The following is a 252-nucleotide window of genomic DNA, read 5'->3' as shown; positions in this document are numbered from 1 at the left end:
TTGCCGTTGGGTGTGAGGGGGAGCCGGTCGAGGGTGACGTAGCTGCTCGGGACCATGTAGTCGGGCAGCTGTCGCTGGAGGTGGGTGCGGAGTTCGGCGGTGTCGGGGTGGTGTCCCGGGGTGGGGACGACGTAGGCGACGAGGCGCTTGTCTCCGGGTGTGTCTTCGCGGGTGGTGAGGGTGGTGGTGTGGATGTGGGGGTGGGTGTTGAGGGCGTTTTCGATTTCGCCGAGTTCGATGCGGTAGCCGCGG

Annotated in this window: 1 protein-coding gene; it reads right to left on the bottom strand. The window is 67.1% G+C overall.

The features are described from left to right. Nucleotides 1-252, bottom strand: a 252-nt coding sequence (locus tag IF37_RS40540) for a hypothetical protein (RefSeq protein ID WP_037858564.1), incomplete at both ends; no start/stop codon positions are given.

The organism is Streptomyces sp. NRRL S-31, assembly GCF_000718775.1.
Classification (GTDB): domain Bacteria; phylum Actinomycetota; class Actinomycetes; order Streptomycetales; family Streptomycetaceae; genus Streptomyces.
This window is presented reverse-complemented; position numbering and strand designations above follow the sequence as displayed.